General features: G+C 55.1%; 32 protein-coding genes. 23 read left to right on the top strand and 9 right to left on the bottom strand.

Annotated elements, in window-relative coordinates; genetic code table 11:
* The first annotated feature begins 57 nt into the window (after positions 1–57).
* The 18 genes from rdgB (at position 58) to GRX76_RS01675 (ending at position 13,471) form a co-directional block, all read left to right on the top strand.
* A complete protein-coding gene (gene rdgB / locus GRX76_RS01760; protein WP_160151724.1) occupies positions 58–702 on the top strand; it encodes an RdgB/HAM1 family non-canonical purine NTP pyrophosphatase in 645 nt (214 codons plus the stop codon).
* Positions 703–712: 10 nt separating this feature from the next.
* Positions 713–1,984 carry a radical SAM family heme chaperone HemW gene (hemW, locus tag GRX76_RS01755; RefSeq protein ID WP_236250508.1) on the top strand — a complete coding sequence of 424 codons (1,272 nt, stop codon included), beginning with the start codon at positions 713–715 and terminating at the stop codon, positions 1,982–1,984.
* A 242-nt stretch (positions 1,985–2,226) separates the two neighbouring features.
* A complete protein-coding gene (gene trxA, locus GRX76_RS01750) occupies positions 2,227–2,553 on the top strand; it encodes a thioredoxin TrxA (protein ID WP_077399614.1) in 327 nt (108 codons plus the stop codon).
* A 459-nt stretch (positions 2,554–3,012) separates the two neighbouring features.
* Positions 3,013–4,272: a transcription termination factor Rho gene (gene rho, locus GRX76_RS01745; RefSeq protein WP_160151722.1), complete on the top strand. Its 1,260-nt coding sequence runs from the start codon at positions 3,013–3,015 to the stop codon at positions 4,270–4,272.
* 297 nt (positions 4,273–4,569) lie between these two features.
* A complete protein-coding gene (locus GRX76_RS01740) occupies positions 4,570–4,839 on the top strand; it encodes an RNA-binding protein (RefSeq protein WP_010133764.1) in 270 nt (89 codons plus the stop codon).
* A 191-nt stretch (positions 4,840–5,030) separates the two neighbouring features.
* The gene (gene ubiD / locus GRX76_RS01735; protein ID WP_160151721.1) at positions 5,031–6,494 is read left to right on the top strand and encodes a 4-hydroxy-3-polyprenylbenzoate decarboxylase; all 1,464 of its coding nucleotides are present in this window, start codon (positions 5,031–5,033) and stop codon (positions 6,492–6,494) included.
* A 40-nt stretch (positions 6,495–6,534) separates the two neighbouring features.
* Positions 6,535–6,921, top strand: a complete 387-nt coding sequence (locus tag GRX76_RS01730; RefSeq protein WP_160151720.1) for a hypothetical protein — start codon at positions 6,535–6,537, stop codon at positions 6,919–6,921.
* 127 nt (positions 6,922–7,048) lie between these two features.
* Positions 7,049–7,522: a hypothetical protein gene (locus GRX76_RS01725; RefSeq protein WP_160151719.1), complete on the top strand. Its 474-nt coding sequence runs from the start codon at positions 7,049–7,051 to the stop codon at positions 7,520–7,522.
* Positions 7,523–7,648: 126 nt separating this feature from the next.
* Positions 7,649–8,338: a hypothetical protein gene (locus tag GRX76_RS01720; RefSeq protein WP_160151718.1), complete on the top strand. Its 690-nt coding sequence runs from the start codon at positions 7,649–7,651 to the stop codon at positions 8,336–8,338.
* Positions 8,339–8,422: 84 nt separating this feature from the next.
* Positions 8,423–8,863: a hypothetical protein gene (locus GRX76_RS01715; protein WP_160151717.1), complete on the top strand. Its 441-nt coding sequence runs from the start codon at positions 8,423–8,425 to the stop codon at positions 8,861–8,863.
* 83 nt (positions 8,864–8,946) lie between these two features.
* Positions 8,947–9,339, top strand: coding sequence for a hypothetical protein (locus GRX76_RS01710; RefSeq protein ID WP_160151716.1), 393 nt, complete (start codon positions 8,947–8,949; stop codon positions 9,337–9,339).
* Between the two features lie 160 nt (positions 9,340–9,499).
* Entirely contained in the window at positions 9,500–9,886 is a 387-nt protein-coding gene (locus GRX76_RS01705; protein WP_160151715.1) for a hypothetical protein, read from the top strand.
* Positions 9,887–10,497: 611 nt separating this feature from the next.
* On the top strand, positions 10,498–10,863 hold the full coding sequence (locus tag GRX76_RS01700; RefSeq protein WP_160151714.1) for a hypothetical protein: 366 nt from the start codon (positions 10,498–10,500) through the stop codon (positions 10,861–10,863).
* Positions 10,864–10,949: 86 nt separating this feature from the next.
* On the top strand, positions 10,950–11,279 hold the full coding sequence (locus GRX76_RS01695) for a transposase (protein ID WP_236250507.1): 330 nt from the start codon (positions 10,950–10,952) through the stop codon (positions 11,277–11,279).
* The gene (locus GRX76_RS19455) at positions 11,264–12,118 is read left to right on the top strand and encodes an IS3 family transposase (RefSeq protein ID WP_160154760.1); all 855 of its coding nucleotides are present in this window, start codon (positions 11,264–11,266) and stop codon (positions 12,116–12,118) included. Before GRX76_RS01695 ends, GRX76_RS19455 begins: the two co-directional genes overlap by 16 nt.
* 166 nt (positions 12,119–12,284) lie before the next feature.
* Positions 12,285–12,647 carry a hypothetical protein gene (locus tag GRX76_RS01685; RefSeq protein ID WP_160151713.1) on the top strand — a complete coding sequence of 121 codons (363 nt, stop codon included), beginning with the start codon at positions 12,285–12,287 and terminating at the stop codon, positions 12,645–12,647.
* A 185-nt stretch (positions 12,648–12,832) separates the two neighbouring features.
* Positions 12,833–13,102, top strand: a complete 270-nt coding sequence (locus tag GRX76_RS01680; RefSeq protein ID WP_160151712.1) for a nicotinamide mononucleotide transporter — start codon at positions 12,833–12,835, stop codon at positions 13,100–13,102.
* Between the two features lie 45 nt (positions 13,103–13,147).
* Positions 13,148–13,471: a hypothetical protein gene (locus tag GRX76_RS01675; RefSeq protein WP_160151711.1), complete on the top strand. Its 324-nt coding sequence runs from the start codon at positions 13,148–13,150 to the stop codon at positions 13,469–13,471.
* 188 nt (positions 13,472–13,659) lie between these two features.
* On the opposite strand, the gene GRX76_RS01670 is transcribed toward GRX76_RS01675, so the two are convergent.
* Entirely contained in the window at positions 13,660–14,727 is a 1,068-nt protein-coding gene (locus GRX76_RS01670; protein ID WP_160151710.1) for a hypothetical protein, read from the bottom strand.
* Between the two features lie 378 nt (positions 14,728–15,105).
* Here GRX76_RS01670 and GRX76_RS01665 point away from each other — a divergent pair, with 378 nt between their 5' ends.
* The gene (locus GRX76_RS01665) at positions 15,106–15,282 is read left to right on the top strand and encodes a PLDc N-terminal domain-containing protein (RefSeq protein ID WP_160151709.1); all 177 of its coding nucleotides are present in this window, start codon (positions 15,106–15,108) and stop codon (positions 15,280–15,282) included.
* 26 nt (positions 15,283–15,308) lie between these two features.
* The gene (locus GRX76_RS01660; protein ID WP_201276884.1) at positions 15,309–15,701 is read left to right on the top strand and encodes a cupin; all 393 of its coding nucleotides are present in this window, start codon (positions 15,309–15,311) and stop codon (positions 15,699–15,701) included.
* A 36-nt stretch (positions 15,702–15,737) separates the two neighbouring features.
* Here the strand turns inward: GRX76_RS01660 and GRX76_RS01655 are convergent, their stop codons facing one another.
* The 8 genes from GRX76_RS01655 to gshB form a co-directional block, all read right to left on the bottom strand.
* The gene (locus GRX76_RS01655) at positions 15,738–16,991 is read right to left on the bottom strand and encodes a heme biosynthesis HemY N-terminal domain-containing protein (RefSeq protein ID WP_160151708.1); all 1,254 of its coding nucleotides are present in this window, start codon (positions 16,989–16,991) and stop codon (positions 15,738–15,740) included.
* Complete coding sequence (locus GRX76_RS01650) at positions 16,988–18,505, bottom strand: uroporphyrinogen-III C-methyltransferase (protein ID WP_160151707.1); 1,518 nt, start codon at positions 18,503–18,505, stop codon at positions 16,988–16,990. The genes GRX76_RS01655 and GRX76_RS01650 overlap by 4 nt, the downstream gene beginning before the upstream one ends.
* A 178-nt stretch (positions 18,506–18,683) precedes the next feature.
* Entirely contained in the window at positions 18,684–19,472 is a 789-nt protein-coding gene (locus GRX76_RS01645) for a uroporphyrinogen-III synthase (RefSeq protein WP_160151706.1), read from the bottom strand.
* 46 nt (positions 19,473–19,518) lie between these two features.
* Entirely contained in the window at positions 19,519–20,463 is a 945-nt protein-coding gene (gene hemC, locus GRX76_RS01640; protein ID WP_160151705.1) for a hydroxymethylbilane synthase, read from the bottom strand.
* 56 nt (positions 20,464–20,519) lie between these two features.
* The gene (ruvX, locus tag GRX76_RS01635; protein ID WP_160151704.1) at positions 20,520–20,945 is read right to left on the bottom strand and encodes a Holliday junction resolvase RuvX; all 426 of its coding nucleotides are present in this window, start codon (positions 20,943–20,945) and stop codon (positions 20,520–20,522) included.
* Between the two features lie 14 nt (positions 20,946–20,959).
* A complete protein-coding gene (locus GRX76_RS01630; protein WP_236250506.1) occupies positions 20,960–21,550 on the bottom strand; it encodes a YqgE/AlgH family protein in 591 nt (196 codons plus the stop codon).
* A gap of 62 nt (positions 21,551–21,612) precedes the next feature.
* Complete coding sequence (locus tag GRX76_RS01625) at positions 21,613–22,542, bottom strand: energy transducer TonB (protein ID WP_160151703.1); 930 nt, start codon at positions 22,540–22,542, stop codon at positions 21,613–21,615.
* Between the two features lie 111 nt (positions 22,543–22,653).
* Positions 22,654–23,610, bottom strand: a complete 957-nt coding sequence (gene gshB, locus GRX76_RS01620; protein WP_160151702.1) for a glutathione synthase — start codon at positions 23,608–23,610, stop codon at positions 22,654–22,656.
* Between the two features lie 397 nt (positions 23,611–24,007).
* On the opposite strand from gshB, the gene pilG reads away from it, so the two are divergent.
* The 3 genes from pilG (at position 24,008) to GRX76_RS01605 (ending at position 25,570) form a co-directional block, all read left to right on the top strand.
* The gene (gene pilG, locus GRX76_RS01615) at positions 24,008–24,403 is read left to right on the top strand and encodes a twitching motility response regulator PilG (RefSeq protein ID WP_160151701.1); all 396 of its coding nucleotides are present in this window, start codon (positions 24,008–24,010) and stop codon (positions 24,401–24,403) included.
* Positions 24,404–24,646: 243 nt separating this feature from the next.
* Entirely contained in the window at positions 24,647–25,009 is a 363-nt protein-coding gene (gene pilH, locus GRX76_RS01610) for a twitching motility response regulator PilH (protein WP_160151700.1), read from the top strand.
* 18 nt (positions 25,010–25,027) lie between these two features.
* Positions 25,028–25,570, top strand: coding sequence for a chemotaxis protein CheW (locus tag GRX76_RS01605; protein ID WP_160151699.1), 543 nt, complete (start codon positions 25,028–25,030; stop codon positions 25,568–25,570).
* Positions 25,571–25,766 lie beyond the last annotated feature (196 nt).

Here is a 25,766-nt window from a genome sequence, read left to right as displayed (position 1 = left end):
GAGCGATTGGGCTCGCTGTTTTGCTTTCCGGATCTGATTCCTCTCCCGAGTTTCCCCATGGATAAAATCGTTCTTGCCAGCGGCAATGCCGGCAAACTGAAAGAATTTTCCCAGCTGTTTGCCGGTTGGCAGATCGCCGTGTTGCCACAGTCCGACTTTTTGCAGGATGAGGCGGAAGAAACCGGGCTCAGTTTTATCGAAAATGCCCTGATCAAGGCGCGCCACGCGAGCAAGGCCAGCGGCCTGCCGGCGCTGGCGGACGATTCCGGTCTCGCGGTCGATGCCCTGGGTGGTGCCCCGGGGATTTATTCCGCCCGCTACGCCGGCAGCGGGGCCAGCGATGACGACAACAACCGCAAACTGCTAGAAGCCCTGGAGGGGCTGCCCACGGCCCAGCGGGGAGCCAGTTTCCACTGTGCGTTGGCCTTTGTGCGCAGCCCGGAAGATCCGGTGCCGCTGGTGTGCACCGCCCGCTGGCAGGGTGTGATTTTGACCCACCCACTGGGGGACCAGGGCTTTGGCTATGATCCGCTGTTTTTCGTGGAGTCGGAAAAGCTGACTTCGGCGCAGTTGCCACGCGACGTTAAGAACCGCCTCAGTCATCGCGCTCAGGCCGTGAAAAAATTCGAGCAATTGTGGCATGCGGAAATGGTGTTGCCTGCAGGGCAGCACTCCGCGGACTCCGGCAAGACACTGCTCTGAGTTGTCTCCATTGAGTATTCGCTCCCCCCAATCATCGCCTGTGCCGCTGCAACTGCCACCGCTCAGCCTGTATGTGCACATCCCCTGGTGTGTGCGCAAGTGCCCTTACTGCGACTTCAACTCCCATGTGGCCACGCATATCGCCGCCCATGCGGAGCCTTCCGGCGGCCAGCTGCCGGAGGCAGAGTATGTGGCCCAGCTGGAGCGCGACCTGCGCAGCCAGTTGCCCTGGGTGCAGGGGCGCAAACTGGGCTCCATCTTCTTCGGTGGTGGCACTCCCAGCCTGTTTTCGCCAGAGGCTATCGGCCAGATTCTGGCAATGGCGGAGTCCCTGGTGGGCTTTGAGCCCGGAATTGAAATCACCCTGGAGGCCAACCCCGGGACCTTTGAGCAGGCCAAATTTGCCGGCTACCGCAGTGCGGGGGTCAACCGGCTGTCCATCGGTGTTCAGAGCTTTGATCCGCTGCAGCTGCAAAACCTCGGCCGTATCCATACTGGCCCGGAAGCGGAGGTTGCGGCGACCCAGGCGCGGGCCGCGGGTTTCGACAATATCAATATCGACCTGATGCACGGCTTGCCCGGGCAAGGGGAGGTCGATGCGCTGCAGGATCTGCAGCGGGCGGTGGCGCTGGGTGTTGAGCATATCTCCTGGTACCAGCTCACCATCGAACCCAATACCGCCTTCTACTCGGCCCCGCCGGTAACCCCCGGTTCCGAGGAAATCGCGGCGATACAGCGCGCGGGCCGGGCCTATTTAGCCGGCGAGGGCTATGCCCGCTACGAGGTGTCCGCCTACAGCCGTGCGGGTCTCGCGTCCCGCCACAACCTGAACTACTGGTCCTTTGCGGATTACATTGGGATCGGCGCCGGCGCGCACGGTAAATTCACCCTGCCCGACAGCGGCCGCATCATCCGTACCCAGCGCACCCGTACTCCCCGGGACTATTTGGCGCTGGGGCTGGCACTGGGGCTGGAACTGGGTCAGGCGCCGGGCGTGGCTGTGGAGTCCGGGAGTGACGGTTTCCCGCTGCCGAAGGTCAAAGAGGTTCCAGAGGCCGAGCGCCCACTGGAGTTCCTGATGAATTGCCTGCGGTTGGAATCCGGTGTACCAGCCGCGACCTACCCGGCCTATACCGGGCTGTCACTGGATAGTTTGGCGGGTGAGTGGCAGCGCCTGCAGCTGATGGAACTGGTGGAGCCCCTGGAGGCAAAGATTGCCGCCACCCCGTTCGGTTATGACTATGTAGACGAAATACTCCAGCAGTTTTTACCGGCGGATTGAGGTGCTGATTCCCGGCCGGCACCCCCGGCCTTGAAACCTGAATTCGGGGCCCCATTAAGAGGGGGACCAACAGGCGAGAACCAATAGCCTTGCGGGGTCCACTGGCCGTACTTATCATGTCTGCCGGCAAAGCCCCCGGGGCCAATGACTGGCAGCCTCTCAGCGCCCATCTTGTTACCTAGATCCATGGGCCCGCTGCCAACAACAAATGCCAAGAAACAGTAGAACCACAGGAAAGCACTATGAGCGCGAACATCGTCAACGTAACAGATGCAGAATTTGAAGCCGAAGTACTCAAGGCAGAAGGCCCGGTACTGGTCGACTTCTGGGCCCAGTGGTGCGGTCCCTGCAAGATGATCGCTCCGGTGCTGGAAGATCTGTCCGGTCACTACGGTGAAAAGCTGAAAATCGTCAAAGTGGACGTGGATGCCAACAAAGAAGCCGCCGCCAAGTACAATGTGCGCGGTATCCCGACCCTGCTGCTGTTCAAGGGCGGCAATGTGGAAGGCACCAAAGTCGGCGCCCTGTCCCGTGCCCAGCTGACCGAGTTTATCGACAGCCAGATCTGATCCCGCGATCGGGGCGCCGCTGCCTGGCAGGGGCGTCCCGAATCAAAGCCGGGGTGGGGGCGGGTGAATAACCGTCACCAGTGGTGGTAGCGCTTGCCAAAAGGCGGTTACCAAATAGCCCTTGCAGGATGCCGAACTGCCGTTATACTGCCTAGTAATCAAATTAACTGTTCAGTCCAGACCTGAGCCAAGTCGCCAACCCGCTGCCGACGCAGCCTCTCCGGCGCAAACTCCTCAAGTTGAACTATCTCCCCCTGGCGCACATTTCCTATGCGTGGGCCAATGTGAGCGGTAAACCGTTTCGGGTGATCGATTCAAACCATTAAGAGTTGTGTACGGCAAGTAAATCCGTCGGCATTCCGTTACGGGCATATCAAGATCGAACTTTCAAATCCCCCCGCAGAAACTTCCGGTGCGTCCGCGCCAACTGACAGAAGAAACCTTAATAAAGCTATTGGTATGAATCTTTCTGAATTAAAAACCAAACCCATTGAAGAACTGATTGAAATCGCCAAGGGCATGGGGCTAGAAAACCTCGCCCGCTCGCGCAAACAGGACATTATTTTCAATATCCTCAAGCGCCACGCCAAAAGCGGCGAAGACATTTACGGCGAAGGCGTATTGGAAATTCTTCAGGATGGATTCGGTTTTCTTCGGTCCGCCGACTCTTCTTACCTCGCCGGCCCCGATGATATCTACGTTTCTCCCAGTCAGATCCGCCGCTTCAACCTCCGCACCGGCGACTCCATTTCCGGCAAGATCCGTCCCCCCAAAGAAGGTGAACGCTACTTCGCTCTGTTGAAAGTCAGCGATATCAATTTCGACAAGCCGGAAAACGCCCGCAACAAGATTCTGTTCGAAAACCTTACCCCGCTGTTCCCCAACAAACGCCTCACCCTTGAGTGCGGGAACGGTTCCTCTGAAGACCTCATCGGCCGCATCATCGACCTGGTTGCCCCTATCGGCAAAGGTCAGCGCGGGTTGGTTGTGGCGCCGCCCAAGGCCGGTAAAACCATCATGTTGCAGAACATGGCCCAGGCCATTACCCGCAACAACCCCGAGTGCCACCTGATCGTCCTGCTGATCGACGAGCGCCCGGAGGAAGTTACCGAAATGCAGCGTTCCGTGCGCGGCGAAGTGGTTGCCTCCACCTTCGACGAGCCGCCGGCCCGTCACGTACAGGTGGCCGAAATGGTGATCGAAAAAGCCAAGCGCCTGGTAGAGCACAAGAAGGACGTGGTGATCCTGCTGGACTCCATCACCCGTCTGGCCCGCGCCTACAACACCACCGTGCCCAGCTCCGGCAAGGTACTGACCGGTGGTGTGGATGCACACGCTCTGGAGCGCCCGAAGCGCTTCTTTGGTGCAGCGCGTAATATCGAAGAGGGCGGCAGCCTTTCCATCATCGCCACCGCACTGGTCGACACCGGCTCGAAGATGGACGAAGTGATCTTCGAGGAGTTCAAAGGCACCGGTAACATGGAGCTGCAACTGGACCGTAAGATCGCCGAGAAGCGCGTCTACCCGGCCATCAATGTGCGCCGCTCCGGTACCCGCCGCGAAGAGCTGCTGATGCCGGAAGGTGAACTGCAGCGCGTGTGGATCCTGCGCAAGCTGCTGCACGATATGGAAGACCTCGCGGCCACTGAATTCCTGATCGACAAGCTCAAGGACTTCAAGACCAACGATGAATTCTTCCTTTCCATGAAACGGAAATAATTCCAATTCAGAATAAAAGGCTGACCATACGCGTCAGCCTTTTTTGCATTGCTTAGGTGAATTTTGCAATGCGACAAATGAGGCGGGAAATTACGCCGAATACAGTTGAAAAGGCCTGCCGTTAGGCATATAAAGGCCAACATTGTCGCGTTGAACAGTATTTCAGCGTGTAAAGAATTGGTCCCAGGTGGCTGGGAAGTCGCCTGACCCTGGACCAGTCTCAAGTGGATAACTCGGTGGAGCTGGTTACCATTTGTGAATTGCTCGACAGCCCACTGACTCTAGTGAGACTTTTTTGTGAATATCTATATCGGAAATCTGGCCTACGGCGTAACCTCTGACGAACTGCACGAAGCATTTGGTGCGTTCGGTGAAATCTCCCGGGCTACTGTAATCACTGACCGGGAAACTGGCCGTTCTAAAGGTTTTGGTTTCGTAGAAATGCCGAACGACGACGAAGCGCGTAAGGCTATCGAAGAAATGAATGATCAGCCGCTGTCTGGCCGTAACATCCGTGTTAACGAAGCCAAGCCGCGCGAAGACCGTCCGCGTCGTCCTCGCTTCTAAGACAGGCTGTACCGTCTAGAAGTCCGGCAGCCCGCAGCGCCGCTGCGGGTTGTTCAACTTCCTCCCCCACCCCTTACCCGCTTGGTTTTACCCTGGCGCGGCAGTTCTTTTTTCCCGAATTTCCCATTTTTCCCTATTTGGACCTGTCTGTTTTACACTGGCCGCTGAATTTTCTGGTCGACCGGTAAAACATGAAATACAAAGACCTGCGTGACTTCATCCGCCTGCTGGAAAAGCGCGGATTGCTCAAGCGCATCAAGCACCCCGTCAGCCCCGTCCTCGAAATGACAGAAATCGCCGATCGCGTACTACGTGCCGGTGGCCCCGCACTGTTGTTTGAAAACCCCATCGGCTACGACACCCCGGTACTCGCTAACCTGTTTGGTACCCCCGAGCGGGTGGCGCTGGGTATGGGCCGTGAAAGTGTCAGTGAGCTGCGGGAAGTGGGTGAACTACTCGCCTTCCTTAAAGAGCCTCAGCCACCGGAAGGGCTAAGAGACGCCTGGGAGAAGCTCCCGGTGTTCAAGCAGGTCATGAACATGGGCCCGAAGGTAGTGAGCAAAGCCGAATGCCAGCAATTCGAGTTACAGGCGGACGAAGTAGATCTGACCAAGCTACCAATACAGACCTGCTGGCCCGGCGATGCCGCGCCACTGGTGACCTGGCCACTGGTGATCACCCGCGGGCCGGAAAAGAAGCGGCAGAACCTGGGTATCTACCGCATGCAATTGATCGGCAAGAACCGTCTCATCATGCGCTGGCTTTCCCACCGTGGCGGTGCTCTGGACTTTCGTGAGTGGCAGCTGAAATTCCCCGGCGAACCCTTTCCGGTTGCCGTTGCCCTCGGCGCCGACCCCGCCACCATCCTTGGTGCGGTCACCCCGGTACCGGATACCCTCTCCGAATACGCCTTCGCCGGACTGTTGCGAGGTGCAAAAACCGAAGTGGCCGAAGCCAAGCTCAGCAACCTGCAGGTGCCCGCTAGTGCCGAATACGTGCTGGAGGGCTATATCTACCCCGATGATATGGCCGATGAAGGCCCCTACGGCGACCACACCGGTTACTACAACGAAGTGGACAGCTTCCCGGTATTCACGGTGGAGAAAATCACCCACCGCAAAGATCCCATCTACCACAGCACCTACACCGGCCGTCCGCCGGACGAGCCTGCGGTGTTGGGCGAAGCGCTGAATGAAGTCTTCGTGCCCATCTTGCGCAAGCAGTTCCCGGAAATCGTCGACTTTTACCTGCCACCGGAAGGCTGTTCCTACCGCCTCGCCGTCGTCACCATGAAGAAGCAGTACCCTGGCCACGCAAAGCGCGTGATGATGGGCGTCTGGTCCTTCCTGCGGCAGTTTATGTACACCAAGTTTGTCATCGTCACCGATGACGACGTCAATGCGCGCGACTGGAAGGATGTGATCTGGGCCATGACCACCAGAATGGACCCCGCGCGCGATACCGTGATGGTAGAAAACACACCCATCGACTACCTCGACTTCGCATCCCCGGTATCCGGCCTCGGATCCAAAATCGGGTTTGATGCCACCAATAAATGGGAAGGCGAAACCACCCGGGAGTGGGGGCGGCCGATTGTAAAAGACCCTGACGTAACCAAAAAAGTGGATGAAATCTGGAGTGCACTAGGCCTTTAAGTGGCCTACTAGCGACAATTAGCAACGCCAGGGAGGGCGTATGGAAATCATAAAAACAATCAGGCCCGGCCAGGACGGCAGCAAACGTTACCAGGAAAAATACGGTGATCAGCTTTGCGCGGTGCGATACCGGAGATCACCCTGTAAAAGTACCGTTTACACCACAGTGGAAATCATAGTGGCGCAACGGGAAGCCTACCAGCAGAAAGGCCGAGAACAGCGACCCGAGAAGGTCGGCGAAGACTGGGTCGCAATCAAAATCGCATACGAAGAACTCGAACTCCGTAATGAAATTCGCCGGATTGGCGGCCGCTGGAGCAGGATGGCAAAAGCCTGGGTAGCGAAGCGTCACCTGGTTAGCCGGCTGAATATAGATCACCGCATTGTCGAAGGCCTGGTTGATCAATGTCTAGATGTAGGCATATAGACAGCCTGAGGTATATGGCTATATGTGTACACAATTGTTATATGTGGGCATGAGATGCCTAGATATAGGAATTATGTCTATATCTGGAGCTTTTGAATAAACTGTTAACCTCACTAGAGCAAGTAGTATGTTGAAATTCGGAATTTTTAGTATCTTGGTATTTTTCTCTTTAGCTGCATCCGCAGGTAGCAGCGTTGAGAAGGAAATACAGGTACTTTCTGAGCTACTATCAGATCAAAGCGCAGTGCTGGTGAAAAAGTCGGTTTCTCTAAAAGAGGGTGAAGAAAAGGGTTTTATTGTTGCTACGTTCTCACTCGAAGGATTTCGTGGAGGCAATAACTTTCAGCAATATGTTGCCGTCTATAAACCCGAGTTCAGAACTGCTGATCAGCCGCCTTTTCAAAAGATTGGGGAACCAAAGTACAGGTTGGTAGGCCTTCGCCAACTCTGCCCATCTCCAATAGCATCGTTTCGCCAAAGCTCTTTAGAGATAAAGGGTGGCGAAATTACAGGCATATGTGAGGCATATAAAAGCCAAACTGGTGGCGAAACCAAGTTTAGCTTAGTGGTCAGCCCCTACGACATAGTACCAAAAGGTTAACAATCAGCGGCAGAGCGACAGCCAACGCTACGCACCTTTTGTGTTACTCGCTGGCGCTCAAACATTAACACAAAAGGTGCTCCGCGCTGGCTGCGCCTGCGCTGGGCGTTAGCTGTAAGAGAGAGTATGGTGCAAGGATATAAAAGATTAGCTGTAACTATGGCAATGCTTTTGACTGGCATCACAAGCCATGCAGAAAACCTTATCAAAGTTACTCTTGATGGAACCACTATTTGCTATCCAGCAAGGTATTCACCTGATACTTCTTTTACCGACGCTCTTTTAGCTCCAGTAAAAGACCAGCTAGACGAATCTCATGGTGAGCAACTTGTGTATATCCCCGCTAGTGACATGGCTAAGCTAGTTCAAGGCTATGTTGTGAGTCATGCAAATAAATATAATCCAGCAGTGCCTCACGATATTAGAGGCATAGTCTATCCTAAGTCTTCTTTCTCTGATCCTCATGCTCTGGCCAAAAAGGCTTGGAACATTTATAGCGAACTCAAAAAGCCAGCCATAGAACAAGACAAAAAAACGGGCTTATACAAAGTCTATCATTTCGAAAAGGCCATAGGCCCTTGGCACTTTGTCATGAGCCCTCCTGAAAGAGCTCCCAAAAATGGTTTTGAGCCATCGTGGTATGTTGGCCATTGCGGCGAGCTTGTAGGCAGCTACGATTGTCGTATAGATCTTGATTACAAAGGTATTCGTTATCAATATAAAATCAGCGAATACAACATGGCTCTTAGGGCAAAAATCCAAGATGCAGTAAAATCACAAGTCCAGTCATGGGAGTCGAGTTGTGGCCACAGCTAACAAGGCGCTGCTGTCGGACAAATTTTCCGCTGCGCTCCAAATTTGCCGCAGAGCGCGGCGTTAGGGCTACGGCAGAACGAAGATATGGATGAGTTTTCGAAGAAAGTTAAAACACAATTTATCCAAGAATTTCCCAAGTGGGAGGAATTCTGCTCCACCGCAATGGATGAAGATGAGGTTGTGTTTTCAGCTAAGATACCGAATCCGTCGGGAGATGAAGATCACCCCTTGAGTGTGGATACATTTCGGGGTGAGGTTACGGTAGCATTTGACGCATATCACGCTCATTTCTACGACTTCATAGATCCCGAAGATGAAGATGCGGCATCTTTTATCAAAAAACTAATATCTGGCGATCGTGCAGTCGTAAGCTATTGGCGAGATGATCAATGGTGTGGGTCTAATCTTCTGCCCTTTAATGAATTGCCCACATCTAATGAAGATTATCCTTACGCAAATATCATCAGGTTTCGGTCATGGTCAGGGAAGTACAATAATGAAATATCGTGCACACCTAGAGATTAAGGCCCTAACAATTCAAACCAGCAAGTGCCCTTCGGGCAGGGACACGCTAACGCGCGCCCCCGTTTGAGGCGTTAGGCAAGCAGATGGATCTGAAAGTTTTAGCGTCAATACTACCCATAGCGCCAATGATCGTGTTTGGTGCGCCATATGTATACGTGTTGATCACGCAATTGTTTAGAGGTTTTCATAGCTGGACCAACAATCTCACCATCCTTAGCTATACATTCGGTTTACTTGGGGTTCTTGGTCTTGTACTTGCCAGCAAAAAGTCCGCATATTTTAATTCTAATATGGCAAATCGGATTAAAGTTTTACTAATATTTGGTTTTCTCTCAGTATTATTTGGCCTTCTGGCGCTTTTCAAAATGGGTATAAAAAACCCTATAGTGCCAATCGTGATAATTTTTTGCATGTCCTGTCCATTGGTGACAGGGCTCTCATGTTTTTTCCGTTTGCGCAAGGTGGGCAATGCCTAACAAACGCAAGCAGAATGCTGCGGCCCTTCGGGCCTCCGCGGGACGCCCATCGCTATGCACATTTTGTGCGGGTCGCTGCGCTCCCAGTTTTGCACAAAATGTGCATAGCATTGGTCGCCCCTGTTGTGGGCGTTAGGCGGCAATACACCGAGAAAGTAACGTGGTTTTCACTCAAGTACCTGTAACAAAGAACGATGAGATTGAAGGTCCTATACCAACTGTATGGCGTCCTCTATTTTCGAGCGTCGTAGATTGTTTTGTAAAAAAAGACTACCAAATCTCAGGAGGGATCGAAGGTGTATCTTCAATCTCTACTGAAACTGCTAGGCATATTAAAGATTACATCCAAGATTACGGGGAAAGACTCATACCATTGCCGGATGAAACCTGGGAATCATCTGTCTGCATTTACATGGGCAATCACTGGGACGTACTCATCGACCTTTGGACAGTTGGTGAGGGGCGTAGTGATCTTGTGCTCGGGGCACAGGTTTCAGAGATTGATAGGGGCTACGTTGTGGATATCGGCACGGTCTATGTGCCATAACTACATACAACCGCCTAACAAGCAGCGGCAGAGCGACAGCCAACGCTACGCACCTTTTGTGTTACTCGCTGGCGCTCAAACATTAACACAAAAGGAGCTCCGCGCTGGCTGCGCCTACGCTGGGCGTTATGCAATAGGAAAGAAAAGTGGAATATAAAGCCATAGAATGCAGGCACTGCGAAGAAAAGGGAGCTTGCCGAATTGATGATGGACAATCCTGTGGGACTTGTCTTGATAAAGCAAAAATAAAATCTGGATCAAAAATTGTTGTGTGTAGCGTTTGTGAGGGGCAAGCAAAATTTGAACCATTCACATCAAGATTGAATGGCAGGCTACCTTTCATAATTGTTATTGTCGTGCTAATGGTTTTTTATTCATATGCATTTATTAACATCAACAACGATGGAAGGTTCGAACAAATGTTCCCCTTAATAGCCTCGTTGACAACAATGATCGTTACATTTTACTTCTCGAGAAAGTAATGCATGACAATGCGTTGCAGGCCGACGGCCAACTTTGTGCACTTTATGCGCGGTCGCTGCGCTCCCATTATCGCGCATAAAGCGCCCAAAATTGTCCGCGGCTGAGCGCGGCGTTAGGCTAATTTAGAGATGTGGTACAAAAGATACGGATACAGGCAACCTTCGAGTAATAATGGTATCGGGTGTATCGGTGCTGCCTTTTCAGTAATCGCCGCATTCTCTATAGCCTTCGGAGTTGCATTCTTAACAAAGAACGATTGGTTTATTTGGCTTGGCGTTCCAATTACATTTGTTGGTTTCTGGATCGCTGAAAATAGGTTTCAAAATGAGGGCGGCCTCATAAGAAAGCAGCGCTTTGAGTATCACGTTTCAAAAGCCAGTAGATACATTGATTCGGGCAAAGTGGCAAAAGCTAAAGAGTCCATAAGAAGAGCAAAGATCTACGGAGAAATACCTCAAGAGCTAAAGGAGTTTGACCGTACCCACGGTTGCTAAGTCCAGCCTAACAAGGCCGGGCAACTTACTCGGGAACCTAACCCGCTTTTGCACACACCTCCATCTAACTGACGTGGAGGTGTCAAATGGCACGCAGAAAGCACTACAACCGCTACGACGATGATTTCAAAGCGACAGCAGTCTCTCTAACCGAAATTTCTGGTGTTCTAGCCAAGCACGTGGCTGAAGCCCTCGATATCCATGAAGTGATGCTTTATCGTTGGCGCATGAAGATGCGACGGGGGCAGATCATGGCCAAGAAGAAAAATATACAGATAGATCCTGAGGTTAAATCAGAGCTGAAACGTCTCAGGAAGCTTGAGCGGGAGCATAACCTGCTCCAGGAAGAACATGCCCTTTTAAAAAAAGCCATCCAGTTCTCTTTGCAACAAAAAGGGAGATCTTCGAGTTCATAGATCTAAACCGCGAGAAGCACAGTATTGCAATGATGTGCCGGATCTATGACGTGACCCGTGATGGTTACAACTCTTGGCGCCGCCGTGGTGTATGTGAGCGCCGGCAAGAAGATAGTGAGCTGTTTGTACATATAAGATCGATTTTTAACCGACATGATGGCTGCTACGGTAGTCCAAAAATTACCCAAGAGCTGAAAAAGAAGGGTATAAACGTTGGTCAAAAACGTGTGGCTAGAATCATGCGAAATCACGGTCTCAAGGCCGTAAAATCAAGGATCTACACGGCTAGGCCCGGTACTTACAGGCATGTTTATGGAATCCAGTGCAAGATAGAAGGCATCGAGCTGACGCGCCCGAACCAGCTATGGGTGGGTGATGTTACTTATATAAAGCTCAGAGATGGTAGCTGGCAGTATCTGTCGGTAGTCATGGATCGCTACAGTAGGAAGGTTGTCTCCTGGTCCCTGGGTGATAGGAGGGATGCGTCGCTGACACTGTCCAGCATTGATAGGGCGGTGCGAAACCGTGGACATCACCCTGAGCTAATCTTTCACTCTGACCGTGGTAGCGAGTACTTGTCGGGTCAATATCGTGAGCGACTGCGGCGGTATGGGATCAGTCAAAGCATGAATCGAGTAAAGAACATGAATGACAACGCATTCATTGAGTCGTTCTTTCACCAATTTAAAACAGAGCGTATTAAGCGCCAAGTCTTCGATTCTGAAAAACAGCTAAGATCGACGGTGACTGAATATATGCGCTACTACAACAGTCAGAGGTCGCATTCGTCTATTGGGTATGTTTCACCTCAAGAATTCGAGTGTAAAATCAATTGCTAACAACTAGGTGTGTACAAAAGCGGGTTAAGTCCCCTCCGGGCCTGCGGCCCTCCGCGGGACAGCTTGCCTTGTGCACCTTTTGCGCAAGTCGCTACGCTCCCATTTTCGCGCAAAATGCGCAAAAGGTAAGCTGCCCCTGCCGGCGGCGTTAAATTCAGGTGCCACTATGAGAGCGCTTATTGTCGCCGTTACAATTTCTATGTTTATGTCTTGCGCCAATGCTGATGAGTCCATTCTCGGTGAGTACCGTGCAGATACAAAAAGTAATTGGGGCTGGACGTTAGTCTTAGCCCAAGGGAATTTGGGGGAGATTTTCTCCACGCAAATGCCAAATGAATGCGATCCTTGTGAAAATGTAGAAGTAGTTGAGCGTGGCATATGGAGTACAGCCGAGGATAAAATTACGCTAGTGTTATCTAGCGGTAAAAAGTACACGTTCAGGCTGGTAGACGATAGTAATCTGGTTCTAGTTGAGCCGAGTTTCTCTGATATCGAACCCGGGAAGTTCGTACTACGCAAACGAATTTAACAAGGCCGGGCAGAAAACTCCGGGCCTTTGGCCCTCCGTGGGGCAGCTTACCTTGTGCACGTTTGGCGCAGGTCGCTGCGCTCCCAGTTTCGCGCAAAACGCGCACAAGGTAAGCTGCCCCTGCCGGCGGCGTTAAGCGTCCGAGTTACCCACAGAAATAACAAGAAAAAGGAATTTCAGAATTTATGAGTTCGCTGTATCAGTATTACTTTTTGGATTGGGCTGGGATGATCCTCAGCTTGCTTTCAGCCTACATGCTGGGAAATAGACAAAGATCTGGTTTTTTATTGTTTGCCTTTTCTAATCTCATTTTCATATTTCTTGGTCTTACCTGGATGGAAAGTGTTGGAATGGCTGTAGGGAACGTGGCATTTATGATTATTAATATAAGGGGCTATGTCCATTGGGCTAAAAATGTTGAACCTGAAGACGGCGCTACTCCTATTAGATCGTAAACAGTTTACTTCGGACTTCGGGGATCTGCGGGGCGTTAGAATTTAGTGAGTATTGAAACTAAAAACATTTTTCATGATGGTAAACTTTTTCTCTGGGACGAAATTGATTATCGCGAGGCGCTAATTAATGTTGAGCCAGATACGGTTCGCTCACTAAGAGTCGGTGCCAAATGCTACAGTTGCGTCGGCCTGGAAAAGCTGATTTCAGAACTTGCAATTTACAAGAACGTAACTGAAATTGAGGTGGCAGATGATCGTATCCAAGATGAGGATATGGCGCATACAAGAAGTCTGTTTTTAGAAAGTTTTCCTTTGGCCACTTTTAAGTGGAGCTATGACTCGCTGGCAGGGGGTAAGCATGGTCGGTAGTGCGGAGAGATTTACTGGCTCAGGTAATGTGTCGCTAGCCTTCGGTTCTTCACGTAGGTTCTATGACCCAAATTTCGTAGGGAAAAAGGCAGTAAACGAAAAAGCCCCGAGATGAACATCTGGTCGATTACCATGATGAAGTCCTCGGGGCTTTCCGGTTCGGTTGACTGCTAAATGTCCGGCTCAGCTCATGAGAAGTTGAGCATGCGCGATCTTCGTTGCGTCTGGGCCCGAAGGCTTTCCGGTATGTGCCAGGTCATAAACTCCTGGACGGCATTTGAGAGCTGGTCCGGGTTTACATGCACTTCTTCAAAGTAGCGGTTGTACACCTGATTTGGTCGATTTTCGTCGAGGAACAGTTGCGCAAACCGATTGAACTGCTGTTTTATTTCCGGGGTGATGTCGATATTGCCGTAAGCGTTGGAGGTGGTTTGGTTGGGATTTTGCGCGAGCCTGGTGAGCTTTTCGCGCACTTCGCGGTTGGTTTTGTTCGTCCATTCACCGGTGGGACTCATGCTTAGCACATTCAGCATGTCACGCACGGTACAGGTTGCTTTCGCACTTCTCACGGCCTTCAGGCTGCTGGCGATGGTTGCGCCATCCCGGCGGCGCTTTCCCAGTTCCTTCAGGAAGGTTTTGTAGGAGTTGCTAAAATTCTCCGCGCCTCGCGCAATAATGGGCAGGTTGTTGCCCCGGGCAAGTTCGTGAAGTGTCGCGTTGGCCTGAAGTCCTTCACCCGTCTTGTTTTTATGGTGCCAGCTCTGCAGGTGGGGAATGATGCCCGAAAGCCCGGTGGTGTGACCTTCCGCCTTAAGCATCAGGTAGGTTCGGTCATTGGTTTCCTGCCACTGCACCAGTAGTTCCCGGTAGCCTACGAGGAAGTTCCAGCCGCTGTGTGCGGAGCGCCCACTCTTGCTGAGATGGCTACTTTTTCGCGTGGGTAGTTTTTTAAATCCCGCCTTGACGTTATTGGCCTCGCTCTGTGTCATACGAATAAAGTAAGTGCCTTTTTCCATTGGCTTGTAGATCCAGCAGGCGACATAGAGTGCGTGGAAATCTACCGTTTTCCACTGGTCTTTATCGTTACCCTTGGCTTTCCAGGTGGCGTGAATGTCATGCCGCTGCCCAAAGTGCTCATCAAAATAACTGCAAAAGTCACCGTAGCTCTGGAACTTTGGGCCGAATATGCGGGGGCTGATGTTGCTTTCAATTAATGTGTACAGGAATTGGCTGATGTCAGAGGGTGTGTCAGGCATGGGGCATCCTTGCTAAATTTGAACTGCGGTTACCATCGCAACTTCGCGTGAATTAGTTGGTACTGCCGTGCGTGAATCGGGGCGGTCATCTGTGGAGAACACTGTCCTGAAAAATACCGCTGGTGCGTTTTCCTGTCCATGGAATATCGGCTCGACAGCAGCTGAAAGGAAATTTCGACGTCATTAATTGATTCTTTCATTGAATCTTTGGGGTTCGATTTGTGCCAGTGCGAGCAGGCTGTTTTGTGTGTGCGTCAGTTACGGGGTTCTGTCATTTGGGAATGACTAAATTTCCGGATCGGTCCGTGGCGGGAGGGTTGTAACCCTATACTGTCATGTCCTATATCAATGCAATTGTTCAAACAGTGGGTGATTTTTATGGAAGGTGTTTTTGGATTTCTCGTCCTGATCGCGGATATTTACGCCATCATCAAAATTATTCAGAGCTCTGCGAGCGGTCTCAAGAAATTGCTCTGGGTATTGTTGGTCATCGTATTGCCGATTTTGGGGCTGATTCTCTGGTTCTTTATGGGGCCGGGAGGCAAGGGCGGCTAATACATTCATAAGGCCGTGATTGCCCTATGATCGAAAAGATAAATCTTTTCCATGCGCTGCCTGATGCGAAAAATGCGGAAGTACTTGAAGACCTTTTACGGCACGAGAATGTGCGGATTGAGCGTATCACTTCCTCTGGCCAGATAACGCCGGAGGGTGAGTGGTACGACCAGAAGGAGCATGAGTGGGTGCTTTTACTTCAGGGCGCTGCCCGGTTGGAATTCAAAAATCCATTTGAAGAAGTAAAGGGCGCGGGTATGAAAGCGGGGCAGGGTAAAGCCGGTGATAGGCAGGGTGGCACCAGGGAGGTTGCGCTTGTGGCGGGGGACTATGTCAATATCCCCGCGGGTTGCAGGCACCGGGTCAGCTGGACGGATCCCGCCCAGCTGACGGTATGGTTGGCCGTTTTTTATCGCTGAGCCTGTTGGGTTCTGTCGGCTTAGCGATGGTCTCTGTCAGGATGCGCGGGCGCTGAGTACACTGGTACTCTGGTCTGGCAGTGGCAATTGCGGCAGGTCGGATACCGCCTGCAGCAGGCCCTGCTCGTAGAGGCGGGCGGCCTGCTCCTTTTCGCCCAGGGCGTACAGCAGCCGGGCTAATTCCGCAGAGGTAACGGGGTCCGAGCGCAGCAGCAGGCTTTTCTCAAAGTACTGTCGGGCTTTGCCCCAGATTTCATTGCGCAGGCACAGGCGGCCCAGGCAGGTGAGGAGGTCGGCATTTTCGCCGTACTCTTTCTGCCAGCCATCGGCAACTACCAGCTGTTGGTTGGGATCGGCTCCGGTGAGGTGTCCGTAGAGGCGCACGGTATCGCCACGCCATTCGCGATTCAGAATCCAGCGCAGGTGCTTTTCCGCTTCAGTATCGCTGCCCACTTTGTGCAGCATTTCCCCATACAGGTTGCGCAGCTCGATATTGCGTTGCCAGCGGCCGTTCAGGCTCTGCCAGATCTCACGGAGCTTTTCACTGTCGTTGCGGTTGGCGGCCTCGCGTAGCAGGTTCTGGTAGACCTCGAGTTCCAGTTGCTGCAGTTGCGATTCCGGCATGGTTCCGTGCTTTTCCAGCCGCGGCAGTAATTCCCGCAGACCGTTCCATTCACCGATGTGGTAGTAGGCCTGGCGCAGCAGTTGCAGTAGCGCCGGGTGGTTGGGTTCTTCCTGCATGGCGCGCTGCAAACTGGCGATGCATTGTTCGTAGTGTTTATCCAGCAGCTGCATGCGGGCCTGGCTGATGGCGACGGCGAGCTGCGTATCGTCGCCGGTGGCTTCCGCTTTGGCGAGCAGTTCATTGGCTTCGTCCCGGTAACCGAGTTCGAAGGCGCTACGCGCCGCGGCCAGATAGTTGATGATGGGGGCGTCGGACCGGGCGGCGCTTTTTAGCAGCAGGCGACGGGCGCGGGCCCAGTTACCCTCCATATATTCCACCAGGCCGTTGGTCAGGCGTCGCCGCGCCATGCGGCTGCGGCCAAAGCGGATACGGCTGAAGCCGCCCTCAATGGCACGTGCGAGGCTGCGCAGTAGCCAGAAGAACAAAAACAGCGCGAGTATACCGAGGGCGAGGCCACCGACCGCTACCCACAGGTTCATCTCGATGCGTTTGCCGGTATCGCCACCAACCATCAACAGCAGGTATCCGGGGTAGGATCGCATGGCTTCGGCCAGTAGCGCACCGCCGAGCAGCAGTATCAGGGTGAAGAAGAGGAAGCGTTTCACGGGTAGCTGCCTCCGTTATCGTTATCGGGGGTTTGCCCGGAAGAAACCTTGTGCATTTTGTCGATGTAATTGCGCAGGGCACTTTGTGACGCGCTCAGGTCAGGAAATTCTGCCTCCACTTTGTTTTGTGCCAGTTCCTCTAGCTCACGCAGGATGACCTGCCGCTGGGGGTTCTCGACACCGTAATCCATCAGCAGTTGGCGGGCGTGACTAAGGGCGTCTTTGTAGACGGTTTCGTTCGCGCGCAGTACCGCCAATTCCGCCTGCTCCATGTTCAGGCGCAGACTTTGGCGAAAGCGGGTTTCACTCTGGGGTGACAGCAGTACCGGGTCGATCTCCCCATCGCGGATGCGCACCGAGTCTTTGAGGAAGTTGACGAAGTTGCCCCAACTGGAGCGGAAGTGCGCTTCGCCGACCTCGGTGTTGTCTTCCTGCGCCTGTGCCGCTGCGGCGTCCCGTTTGGCAAGGTCAAATTTTGGCTGGATGTTGAGCTTCACCATCTGCTCTTCCAGTGCGCGCAGGCGGAGGTAAAGGCCTTCGCGGTCGACATTGTCTACCAGCTTGAGGGCGGTGATATCCCGCGCTAATTGCTGGCGCACGCCGTAAAGATCCGGCATGTCCACTTCCCGCACGATGGTGTCCACTTCCTGTAACAGGCCGAGGGCAGCGCGGCTGTCCTGCTCGAGCATCAGGCGTTGGTTTGCCAGCCGCAACAGGTAATCCGCTTCCGCCAGCTGCCAGTCTTCGCGACTGGCGTTGCCCAGTTGGCTCAGACGATTCCCCTGGGCGGTGACATTGCGTTGTACACCGGCGAGCTGCTGTTGCAGCTGCTGGATGGTTTCATTTTGTTGCCCCAGTTGCTGGCGCAACTCAGCGATCAATCGAGCGCTGTGATCCGGTGGCGGAACCGGGGAGGTAGCCGAGGGGCGGGAGTCGCCGGGTTGCAGCATGGGTTGCTCTGGCACCGGCTGAGGTGTGCTTTGTTCCACGGATACCTGGGGGCTTGGCTGCGGCGTAGTCTGGGTCGCGGGCGCGCTATCGTTAGTTGAATCTGTGGATGAATCCGTGGACTGGGATTCTGCGGCAACACTGTTAGAGGCGCTGCTTTCGGCCGGCACCTTCACTTGGGCTCCATTTCCCGCGCTGGTGTCGCTTCGGAAATGTTTTCCGACTACCGGCAGACCCTGCAGCTGCTGGTTGACCTGTTGGTGCACACCCGGGAGGAAGTACCAGGCGGCTACGGCAGCGGCAACCAACAGCAGAATGAACAGCCAGAACCAGGTCCAGACACGGCTTCCTGTTGTACTGCGTGTCTTGGGTGGGGTGCTGGTGGTTTTCTTTCCGTCGCTCTTGCCTGGCTTGCCGCCTGCAGCGGCCTTGGCGAAGTTGCTTTTGGGCTCGGCCTTTTGGGTCACCAGCGGCACATCTTGCTGCGGGTCTTTGGGGTTTGAATCTTTCTGATTGCCGGGATTGCTGTCGCCAGTGGAAGAGGCTGGGGCTTTTTTATCGCTCATGGACTCGCGTGCTCAGAATGTATGCCGTAGGAGCCGGTTGCTACCGGGTCCGCAGCGGGGCAGCGGCGGAAGGCGCTGGTGCCGAAAGAAATTTTGTCGCCAAATTATAGCGACTGCAGCCGTTCTTTATACGAAGTCTGGCGTGGAAATGAAATTTTTTACCGATACTGGCGCGAATTCAGGAATGCCCGGCAGCCAGCACTTCCTTCAGCGCGGCGAGCATGGCGTTATCACTGGCGTTGCTTGCGGCGTAGGCCTGGGTAAAGCCAAGGGCTTTGGCGTGGGACGCGACGCGCTGGCTGGGGCAGATCAGCGGGCACGCGCGCAGGGTGTTGCGGCCGCTAGCCTGCAGGGCGTGCTGCAGGTTGTCGAGTGTCTCGCCGCTGTGCACCGTAATGGCCTGCGGAGTATGGGGGTAGCTGCGCAATTGTTCTTCCGCGTCGGCGGGTAGCAGGCGCTGATAGAGCTCGCAGTAGTCGAGGCGCGCACCGCGTTCAACCAGGGTGTCGCCCATCAGTGTGCGGCCGCCCTGGCCGCGGAAGATGATCACCCGCTGGCCCATGGGGCTTCGCAGCCCGGGTAGGGACAGTAGCGCTTCGGAGTCCATGGAGGTGTTGTGATTATCCGTTTCCGGCTCTGCCCCACGGTTCTGGATGGCGCGGGCCGTCGCGGCGCCAATGGCGTAGTAGCGGGGACCCTCGGGAAGTTGCGGCCAGTAATCATCCAGCCAGTCGAAGGCATACTGTACGGCGTTCTGGGAGACAAAAATGGCGTGGTCGAACTGATCAAAATCCATAATCAGGCTTTTGATCGCCTGCGCCGCGTCTCCCTTTTTTATCGGCGCAATATCCAGCAGGGGAATGCAGTCCGCCTCGGCCCCCTGCGCCAGCAACAGGTCGCGCCAGCCGCCACACTGGTGAGCGGGGCGGGTGATCAGTATGCGCTGGTGTTGCAGGGGTGAGCTCATCGGGTGTGGTGTCGTTACCGTTGGCAGGTGCGGCTTAAGGTGTGGCTTAAAGTGCGGCGAGAATTTTATCGGCGCCGGCCTGCAGCAACTGCTCGGCAAGGCGAATGCCGAGGGCATCGGCGTCGGCCTGGTGACCGTGTACTTCTGCAGTGAGCATGGTTTCGCCGTCGGGGCTGCCAACCAGGCCGCGCAGGTAGAGTTGTTCACTGTTGTCCGGGGTAAAGATTGCGTAGCAACCGATGGGGACCTGACAGCTGCCGTTCAGGCGGCGCACCATGGCGCGCTCGGCTACCAGACGGTGGCTGGTTTCTACGTGGTGCAGCGGCGCCAGCAACGCTTCCAGTGCCGGATCGCGGCGGCATTCAATACCCACAGCGCCCTGGCCACCGGCGGGCAGCAATACTTCGGGCTCGATAAAGGCGGCGATACGCTCACGCATTTCCAACCGAAGCAGGCCGGCGGCAGCGAGAATAATGGCGTCGTATTCACCGGCATCCAGTTTCGCCAGGCGGGTATTGACGTTACCGCGCAGGAATTTCACCTGCAGGTCCGGGCGCAGGGCCAGTATCTGGCACTGGCGACGCAGGCTGGAGGTGCCGACTACCGCCCCTTGGGGCAGAGATTCGATGGTGTCGAAGTGATTACTCACAAAGGCGTCGCGCGGGTCCTCGCGCTCACAGATGACCGGCAGGTGCAGCCCCTCCGGGAATTCCATCGGTACATCTTTCATGGAGTGCACGGCGATATCTGCGCGGCCTTCGAGCATGGCTTTTTCCAGCTCTTTCACGAACAGGCCCTTGCCGCCCACCTTGTTCAGGGGGATATCCAGTAGCTGGTCACCGCGACTGGTCAGGGGCAACAGTTCCACGGTGAGCTGCGGGTGGTGCAATTCCAGCTGTTGCTTGACGTAGTTGGCCTGCCACAGGGCGAGAGCGCTTTCACGGGTGGCGATGCGGATGGCTTTGATCGGAGTAGATGGAGAGTCGGACATGCGCGGAATCAGGGCCGGTTGGGAATTTCCGCGCAAGTTTAACAGCTTGTGAGGATTTAGTGGCCGCCGTACTGGCGCAACCAGTCTTCCAGAAAGATGCGCGCGGCGATGGAGTCCACGGGTTGCTTGGCGTAGTTGCCTTTGTGGCCGCGGTCGCGCGCCTCTTCCTTGGCGGCGCGGGTGCTCAGGCGCTCGTCCACAAGCTCGACGGGCAGCCCGAGGCGGCCGTGCAGACGCTGGCTGAATTTGCGTGCGCGGGCACCGAACTCACTTTCGCTGCCGTCCATATTCAGGGGTAGGCCCACCAGCAGCACCTTTGGTTGCCATTCATCCACCACACGTTGCACCCGATCCCAGTCCGGCTTGCCATCTTTGGCTGGCAGCGGGTCCAGCTCGCGGGCACTGCCGGTGAGGCTCTGGCCGTAGGCGACGCCGATGGAGCTGGTTCCGAAATCGAAGGCGAGGGCGGTGATGGTTTTCATTTTGGGAGAGAAACCTAGGCGTGTCCGGACTGGGTGCCAATGCCAGACAAATCAATGCCGTGACGGGCGGCGGCCGTCTGCCAGCGCTTTTCCCAGGGGGTGGCGAACAGGATTTCCGGCGCGGCGGGCAGGGTCAGCCAGGCGTTATCGGCGATCTCTTCTTCCAGTTGCCCCGGTCCCCAGCCGGCGTAACCCAGTGCCAGCAGCACGTCGTCGGGACCACGGCCGGCGGCCAGGGATTCAATGATGTCTTTGGAGGCCGTGAGACTGATATCTTCAGAAACCTCGGCAGTGGAGGCGAATTGCATGCCGCGGCCATGCAGGACAAATCCCTGCTCCTGGGCCACGGGGCCGCCCACCAGCACCGGCTCGTCGCCGCGCAGGCTGGCGTCATCCAGCGATAACTGGGAAAAGACTTCCTTCCACAGCACCTTGCTGGGGGCATTGATCACAATGCCCATGGTGCCTTCGGCGCTGTGCTCGCAGATAAAAGTGACCGACTGCTTGAAGCGCGGATCCTGCATGCCGGGCATGGCGATCAGCAACTGGCCGCGCAGACTGGTGTGGGTGAGGTCGCTGTCGATGGACGGTTTCATGGGCTGCATGGAATTAGTTTAGGTGTTCTCGGCTTTTGTGTCGCCGGCGCTGAATGGCTGACGGATCAGCGTCAGCCGCGCTTCGGGCTGTTGCCGGCGGCGGTGGAGAAGCCAGTCATTTCAAAGCGCCAGGTGCGGATGATTTCCAGGCGATCTGCCTGCTTGCGGATTTCCGGCGGGAAAGGCGCGAAGGGCGCAGCTAGGCGCACGATTTGCTGGGCGGCGTCGTCAAGGATGCGCTCGCCGGAGGAGTCGAGGATGACGACTTCCTCCACCGCGCCGCTGGGCAGCAGCCGTACCATCATACGCAGGTCGCCGGTGATCTGGCGGGCCAGTGCTTCTTCTGGAAAGTTATCGTTGCCTATCGCTTCCACTTTCTGGCGCCAGTCGTGCAGGTAAGCTGCATCTGCAGACGCCTTGGTGGCGACGGAAGTAAGGCGGCGCACGCGCGGGCGCTGGGCGATGGTCTGGCGGATCTTGTCCAGGCGCGCTTGCAGGCTGGCGATCTCCGGATTGCTGGGGGGCAGGTCCGTGGGGGCGTCGCCGCGTTTTTCGTCCGAACGCTTGTCTTCCGCCGGTAGTTCTGGTGCCTGTTGCGGGCTGTCGCCAATGGTGGTGACCAGCTGGCGCAGCTGGTCGGCCGGGCGTGTGGCCTGCTGCTGGGGCAGTGGGTTGACCTGGCGGATGCTGGTATCGGCGATTTCCGCCTGGCGATCGGTGGAGAGTTCTTTCGGGGTTTCCGCAGTTCCGCTGGCCTGCTGGTTGTGTTGTGCCAGATAGTCGGCGTCTTCCGGCGCTTCCAGGGAGCGGTGCTGCGCCAGGGTGACCTCCAGGGTTGGCGGCGCCTCGCGGGCTTCCGGTGCCGTGAAGGTCACACCAAAGATCACCAGCGCGTGTGCCGCGCAGGCCAGAAACAGCGCAAAGGTAAAGCGGTCGCCCTGAGCTGGGGGCGCTGAGGTTTGGGCCGGGTGACGATTGGATTGGCTGGTGGCTGCTGTCATTGTGCTTATTGTTTTACTGCTTGTTGTACTACTTGTTCTACTGCACGTTGTTTGTGTTCGTGCCACCTGCAGCGTCCCATACGGACGCTGCAAAATGCGGTAGCCGCCAGTTTATCCCTTTTTGCCCAATCGGTCTGTGATCGCGCGCATCAATAGTTCGCCGATGTCGGTGCCGTAGGCGGCGTCGATTTCGCGCACGCAGGTGGGGCTGGTCACGTTCACTTCGGTCAGGTAGTCGCCAATCACATCCAGGCCTACAAACAGCAACCCCTTTTCCTTCAGTGTCGGGCCCACTTGGCGCGCGATCCACAGGTCGCGTTCACTCAGCGGGCGCGCTTCGCCGCGGCCGCCGGCGGCCAGGTTGCCGCGGGTTTCTCCCGCCTGCGGAATGCGTGCCAGGCAGTAGGGCACCGGTTCGCCATCCACCATTAGGATACGCTTGTCGCCTTCCTTGATTTCGGGAATGTAGCGCTGGCCCATGATCTGGCGCTGGCCGTTGTCGGTAAGGGTTTCAAGGATGGCGCCGATGTTGCTGCCGTCTGGCTTGACGTGAAAGATGCCGGTGCCGCCCATGCCATCCAGCGGCTTGAAGATGACATCCTTATGTTGCGCGTGGAAGGCGCGCAACTGCTGCATGTCGCGGCTAACGATCAGCGGCGGGCAGCAGTCGGCGAAGTGGGTGGCAAATATTTTTTCATTGCAGTCGCGCAGGGATTGGGGTTTGTTGGCTACCAGGGTGCCGGCGCGCTCGGCCGCTTCCAGGATATAGGTGGAATAAATGTACTCATTGTCGAAAGGCGGGTCGACGCGCATGAGCAAAACATCCAGGTCACCGAGGTGTATCGGATTGCGCTCTCCGAGCTGGAACCAGTTTTCCGCATCGTTGAACACTTCCAGGGGGGAGCCGTTGCCCATGGGCTTGCTGCCGTCCAGATAAAGGTCGGACTGCAGGAAATAGTGAAGTTTGAACCCCGCGCGCTGGGCCGCCAGCAGTAGTGCCAGCGTGGTGTCTTTTTTGAAGGAAATATTGGCAATCGGGTCCATGACCACGCCGAGAGTTTGGCTCATGTGCGAATCCATCAATCTGAAATTGCCGCGGTCCCGGTCGGGGGCGGCACGGTTGCTAGAGAGTTGCTAATGGTGGCTAAGGTAAAAGTAGTGGGCGGTGACTGCAAGGATGTTGCGGGCAGGTGAAAATCTTCACCGGGAGACGCAGAAGTGCGGTCTTGCTCACAAATTGATCATTGCCTGTCGCGAGCCCCGGTCGTCGCTAGATTCACTCTGGTATCTGTGATAAAAGTTTCCTCCTGACCTGTGTGCGCTTGGCGAGACCAATTTCGGTAGCTCTCAGCGACCGTCAGCAACACACGTCGGACCCCGTAATGAGGTTGCACAGAAAGGCGCTGAAACGGTACACGTTACCAGGCGGCGTCTGAAAATAAGTAAAAGGGGATTCAGGAACACTATGGAGCTCAACTGGGAAAGTCTCACCGTGATGGTGATCGACGACAGTAAAACCATTCGTCGCACTGCGGAAACGCTGCTGCAAAAAGCAGGCTGTTCTGTAGTTACCGCTACCGATGGCTTCGACGCTTTGGCAAAAATCGCCGATTCGCGTCCGGATATTATTTTTGTAGACATCATGATGCCGCGTCTCGATGGCTATCAGACCTGCGCGTTAATCAAGAACAACAGCGAATTCCGCAGCACGCCGGTGATCATGTTGTCCAGTAAGGATGGTCTGTTCGACAAGGCCAAGGGGCGTGTGGTTGGGTGCGATCAATATTTGACCAAGCCCTTCAGCAAAAGCGAATTGCTTGGTGCAATTTCTGCTCACGCCAAACCACATCACGCGGCTTGATGAAATTAGTGGGAGTTGTCTCCCACTTGGCGCGTGAAATGTTTGGCAAAAATGACGTAGACTATGCCGGCTCTCTTTTCTAGTAGGAGCCGGAGTGCGACATGAAAGTCCCGGTATTCACGAAAGTCAGCAGTAAATAACAAAGCGTGTGGTCGCACAGTGGAAGCTTGTGCGATCTGTGCCAACAATAGCCGCCCGGCGGAGAGCAATGACCGGAGCGGAAACACTATCTCGGGGGAAAAGATGGCCAGAGTGCTAATCGTCGATGACTCGCCAACCGAAACTCACAAGTTGACCACCATTCTTGAAAAAAATGGCCATGCCGTGCTGACCGCCACCAACGGTGAGAATGGCGTTGATGTTGCTCGTGAGCAGCGTCCCGATGTCATTCTGATGGATATCGTCATGCCGGGCCTGAATGGTTTTCAGGCTACCCGCCAGCTCAGTAAGGGTGGCGAAACCAGTGGTATCCCCATCGTCATCGTGACAACCAAAGACCAGGATACCGACCGCGTATGGGGCATGCGCCAGGGTGCGCGCGCTTACCTGACCAAGCCGGTCGATGAGAGCAAATTGCTCGGCACTATCGAGGAGGTGTTGGCCTAAGGCCGACGTTGAGTCGACGTGCAATCAACTCTTACCCCCTATCTCGCGCTGGTTGATATTGCCAATCGCGCAAAGGCGCAGGCGCAGGGGCTGCCTGCCCGCCAGGAAATCAAACCTTACTGGACGGGCATCGGCTTTTCTCTTCTGGGGCACCGTTTTGTCGCGCCAATGGAAGATGTCGTGGAATTGTTGGAGGTGCCGCAGTACACCTTCATTCCCGGTGTTCAGCCATGGGTGCGCGGCGTGGCCAATGTGCGTGGTCGCCTGCTGCCATTGTTTGATATGGCAGCCTTTTTTGGCGGCCACCTGATCAGTCCGCGGCAGCGCCGGCGAGTGCTGGTGCTGGAGCACGATAAAATTTACGTCGGCCTGATTGTTGACGAGCTTCACGGTATGCAGCACTTGGCGCTGGAGTATGGTCAGTTGCCTCCTGCGGACCTGACGGAGGCGTTCGCGCCTATGGTCAGCGGGCAGTTCGTGCTGCAGCAGGGGCGCTGGCTGGTATTTGACCTTCAGGCCTTGATCAACGATTTCCAGTTTGCGAATGCCGCGGCGCACTGAGCCGCGGCATTCTGTTTTTTGAAGCGCCCGCTACGCGGGCGTGCGGTCCGCTTAGGCGAGGCTGCTGAGGGGAAGCGCACGCTGTGCGTCAAACTTCTTGTAAACGGCGGAGCTTGCTCCGGTGTTTGTGAACCCTGGTGTTAGTGGCGCCAGTGTTTGCGAACCATAGTCGGCCATGGCCGGTTGGGGGTGCCCA

The sequence above is a fragment of the Microbulbifer sp. ALW1 genome, from assembly GCF_009903625.1.
Lineage (GTDB): Bacteria > Pseudomonadota > Gammaproteobacteria > Pseudomonadales > Cellvibrionaceae > Microbulbifer.
The sequence above is the reverse complement of the archived record's forward strand: the minus strand, read 5'-3'. Positions and strand labels throughout refer to the sequence as shown.